We start from the raw sequence: 4,298 nt of genomic DNA, 5'->3' as shown, positions 1-4,298 counted from the left end.
GGCGGCTATGTCGCCGAGGCGCGCCAGGCGGTTGCGAGTGAGGTCAAGTTCCCGCCGGGCTACTACGTCCAATGGAGCGGGCAGTTCGAGTACCTGGAACGCGCCGAGGCCCGCCTCAAGATCGTGGTGCCGGTCACGCTGCTGATCATCTTTCTGCTGCTTTACCTCAACTTCAAGCGGCTCACGGAGACGTTGATCGTGATGCTGTCGCTGCCCTTCGCGCTGGTCGGCGGGCTGTGGCTGATGTGGTGGCTCGGCTTCAACATGTCGGTGGCCGTGGCGGTGGGCTTCATCGCGCTTGCTGGTGTTGCGGCGGAAACCGGCGTCGTCATGCTGATCTACCTGGATCATGCCATGAAGGAGGTGCAGGCCGCGCGTGCCGCCCAGGGCCGCGCCTTCAGCCGCGAGGACCTCTACGAGTCGATCATGGTCGGCGCGGTGGAGCGGGTGCGGCCGAAGATGATGACGGTTGTCGCCATCATGGCGGGCCTGATCCCGATCCTGTGGAGCACGGGTGCCGGCTCCGAGATCATGCAGCGCATTGCCGTGCCGATGATCGGCGGCATGGTCTCGTCGACCGTGCTGACGCTGGTGGTCATCCCAGCCATTTACGCCCTCGTGAAGGGGCGCGGGCTGCCGCGGCGGGGGGACGTGGCCCCAAGCCGCGACGGCAGCCACGAGCCCCTGTCCGCACGCCTGGGGAATGCGCTGCCGCGGGCGGCCGAGTAAGCGCCATGAATGTGCCTGTCTTGCAAGTGACTGTCATGGATCAAAGTCGCCAGGGCCTCCTGCCCCGCGGGTGCCGGTGCGCCATCCGCGGCGCCCTCGCGGCCGGACGAGTTCTGCGATGAGGTCGCACATCGACCGTGGCCTGGCGCGCGTCGAGCGGGAGACCGAGGCCCTCCTCGCTGTCCTGCGCCTCCTGGTGTTCTCCGCCATCACAGCCGTATTCTGGGCGGGAGGTGCGCTGGAGCATGCGCACATGGCCATGTTCTCCGTCATTGCCCTGGGCGTGTTCGCGACCGTGAGCCTGGTGCTGGCCTGGATCGGCTTTTTCCGACCCTGGCTGCCCTGGATGTTTGCGACCCTGGACGTCGGCCTCCTCCTGCATTGCATCGGCCCCTTGGCCATGGCGTTCGGAACGCCGGCGTCCGGCATCTCGGCCGCTCCAGTGGCCTCTCTCATCTTCCTCCTCCTGGCGGTTGCAGCGGTCCGGCACCGGCCTTATCTGGTGCTCTACACCGCCGGCCTGTTCGTGGCGGGCTGGGCGCTGCTGTGGATCACGGTCGGGGCGCAGGCGCCGGACGCCGCTTTCGTCTTGCCAGGGGAGATCACTCGCCTCTCCGTCGTGGCGCTCACGGCCGTCGTGCTGTTCGTGGCCGTGGGCCGGACGCGCCGGGCGCTCGCGGACGCCATCCGGGAAGCGCGGCTGCGCTCCAACCTGTCCCGCTTCTTCAGCGCGGGCATCGCCGACCAGCTCGCGAGGTCCGAGCCGGGACCTTCGTCCTTCCGGCCGCAGCGGGCCGCCGTGATGTTCATCGACGTGCGTGGCTTCACCCCGATGGCCGAGCGCATGGCGGCGGGCGAGCTCGCCCTGTTCCTCACTGAGTACCGGCGCCGGATGGCCGCACCGGTGGCGCGGCGGGGCGGGGTCATCGACAAGTTCATTGGTGATGGGATCATGGCCGTGTTCGGCGTGCCGCATCCGACCGAGGCGGACGCCGGCAACGCCGTCCAATGTGGCCTGGAGATCCACGAGGCGACAGACCGCTGGAACGAAGAGCGTGCCGCGGCGGGGCTCGCCCCCATCGAGGTGGGGATCGGCATCCACTACGGCGAGGTCACCGCGGGGACGCTCGGCGACGAGGAGCGCCTGGAGTTCACGGTCATCGGCGACACCGTCAATGTTGCCAACCGGATCGAGGAGCTCGCCGGTGAGCTCGGCGTACGCCTCCTCGTGTCCGAACCCGCCCTGCAGGCAGCCAGGCCGGTCGTGGACAGCGCCTTGTGGGACCCTGTCCCGGACCAGTCCTTGCGCGGCCGGCGCCAGCCCCTTCGCCTGCTGCGGCAAAAGCCCCCCGCCGAACCGCACCGGGCCCAGCCGGATGCGACCGTGGTGGCGTCGTGAGCAGTGTGGCCCTTTCAATCCGTTTCGACCCGATCCGACGGTCGGGGCTGGCGCACCCGCGGGCGGGCGCCGGCTGCATTTGCCATCGAGCCTTTTCGCGCCCGCGACACAGCCTTCATGCAATGTGAAGAGCTGCATTCGACCACAACAGGAGATCCCGATGTCGAGCCTCATCCTCTTACCGCGCACGCGCGGCCCGGCCCTGAAGGCCTTGGTCCTGGGCGGCCTCACCGCCGCGGCCCTGGCCCTGCCGGCCCACGCTCAGAGCAGTTCCGGCGGCAGCATGGGCAACATGCAGAACATGCCTGGCATGGGCAGTGGCAACACCACGGCGGCGACGAGCGCCATGGCAACCGGCACTGTCGCGTCAGTCAACACCGAGCAGCGCAAGGTCAAGCTCAACCATGAACCGATCCCGGCCATCGGCTGGCCGGCCATGTCGATGGAGTTCGCGGCAGCCCCGTCCGTCGACCTCACCCAAGTAAAGCCCGGGGCCAAGGTGAAGTTCACCCTGAACAAGGGCACGGACGGCAGCTACACCGTTCAGTCGCTCAGCCCGGCACAATAAGCCGTCCCGCCGGAGGCGCAGTAACGTCTCCGGCCCTTCCGCTGGCCTGACCGGCGACGGCCAAGGGCCGCGCCTTGTTCTCCCCGGGGGAGACCTTCTCCCTGCTGCGGTGCAAGGCTCCCGCTGGCCGGATCCCACGCGTATGCTAATGCGGCGAACCCACAGCTGAATGCGGAACGCGAACGGCACGAGTGCGTGAACAGCGTTCGTATGATCGGACCCATGGGCTCACTGCGCAGGAAACCAGCGCCATGCTGCGCAGGCGATCCTCATGGGCGGCGCATGACCGACATTTGCGTTCTCCGAGTTGCCGCCCCTCTCAACCCCTAGAGCAGCAGGTCAGCATGTTTCGAGGTGCCGTGAGCGCCAGGGATCTCGCGCTTCACCGTCCCGGTCTACGAAGGCGAGGAGGCGTAAGCCCGCGCGCCAGGCAGCGAGGCTTCCTATTCGCCGGGCGTGGCCGTCGGCGACCTGGCGGTGCCGCGGCTTGGACTTTCCCGCCTGCGAGGACTGCGCAAAGCGGCACTTGGACCCGGTTGAGGATTCGTGCGGCGGGACGGCAACCGCGATCAGAAAAAGGACCGGAGGCGCTCCCACAACGAAGGGCTTCGCTCCACGTCGTGGCGGTCGCGGTCGTTCACCAGGGCGTTGATGTAGACGACCAGGTTCGTGGGTTCGAACTGCAGGCCGTGGAAGTTCGCGCGCCAGCGTCCCTCGCGGTCGATGACGTGGGTGACGATACCATGCATCTGCAGGCCGTCGGCAGTCTTGGTGAATTTGTGCCCGAACTGTTCCGCCAGCTTGCGGGTCGCATCCTCGGGCATCCCGGGCGTGGTCGTCAGGAACACCCAATTCTGCAAATCGAGCCCGCGCTCCGCACCGAAGGCGCTCAAGACCTCCGGCTTGTCACGGTCCGGGTCGGTGGTGACGGTCAGGAACTGCACCTGATCGCGCATCGGCGTGCTGTTCACCATGCCCTGGATCTCGGCGATCTTTTCAGTGTGGAGCGGGCACACGTCCGTGCAGCCCAAGTAAATGAAATTGACGATGACGACCTTGCCGCGAAGCGCGGAGAGGCGATGATCGTTTCCCTTGGCGTCCCGCAGCGTGAATTCCGGAGCGGGCCGGTCCTTCACCTCGAAGTACTTCTCCTTTTTGTGCATCTCGCCCTGGAGGCTGTCGAGCGAGTGCGCCGACCCAGGGTCCGCTGTCAGGCTGGCGAGCGCGACAGCGGCGGCGACAGCGAGGAGCGAAGGCATGTTCACGATTAGGATCTCCACTTTGAAGTTTTCTGGGCCGGCGCGCTTGAGGTGGCGCCGAGGTCAGGGCAGACGCATTGCGCTACCCGCGGCATCGGCAGCAGGGTGAAACCTGGCCGGCTCCCGCCTGCCGATGCCCGCGCCCGGGCCATCAGATCCGGGCGACGCGGAGCCGCAGCGCGTTGGCGATCACGCTGACGGACGACAGCGCCATGGCCGCGGCGGCGATGATCGGCGACAGCAGGACGCCAAGGATCGGGAAGAGCACGCCGGCCGCCACGGGCACCCCGAGGGCGTTGTAGATGAAGGCCCAGAACAGGTTCTGACGCGGCGGCGATGATCG

The 4,298-nt window shown here is 67.6% G+C and carries 5 protein-coding genes; 3 read left to right on the top strand and 2 right to left on the bottom strand.

All coding sequences use genetic code 11. From position 1 onward, the window contains the following. The 3 genes from OC446_RS29565 to OC446_RS29555 form a co-directional block, all read left to right on the top strand. The coding region (locus tag OC446_RS29565; protein ID WP_262032472.1) for an efflux RND transporter permease subunit at window positions 1-729 on the top strand (729 nt) is incomplete at its 5' end. Window positions 730-847: 118 nt separating this feature from the next. Then, the gene (locus OC446_RS29560; RefSeq protein WP_262032471.1) at window positions 848-2,128 is read left to right on the top strand and encodes an adenylate/guanylate cyclase domain-containing protein; all 1,281 of its coding nucleotides are present in this window, start codon (window positions 848-850) and stop codon (window positions 2,126-2,128) included. A gap of 160 nt (window positions 2,129-2,288) precedes the next feature. Beyond that, window positions 2,289-2,696 carry a copper-binding protein gene (locus OC446_RS29555; protein ID WP_246205702.1) on the top strand — a complete coding sequence of 136 codons (408 nt, stop codon included), beginning with the start codon at window positions 2,289-2,291 and terminating at the stop codon, window positions 2,694-2,696. 569 nt (window positions 2,697-3,265) lie between these two features. Here the strand turns inward: OC446_RS29555 and OC446_RS29550 are convergent. Further along, window positions 3,266-3,955 (bottom strand): SCO family protein, encoded by a 690-nt coding sequence (locus OC446_RS29550; protein WP_262032473.1) that lies wholly within the window; start codon window positions 3,953-3,955, stop codon window positions 3,266-3,268. A gap of 151 nt (window positions 3,956-4,106) precedes the next feature. Continuing rightward, window positions 4,107-4,298, bottom strand: a 192-nt coding sequence (locus tag OC446_RS29545; protein WP_262032470.1) for a hypothetical protein, incomplete at its 5' end; no start/stop codon positions are given.

This window comes from Microvirga sp. Mcv34, from assembly GCF_024519725.1.
Lineage (GTDB): Bacteria > Pseudomonadota > Alphaproteobacteria > Rhizobiales > Beijerinckiaceae > Microvirga.
Note: the sequence above shows the minus strand (reverse complement) of the source record. Positions and strands in the feature narration are given on the sequence as shown.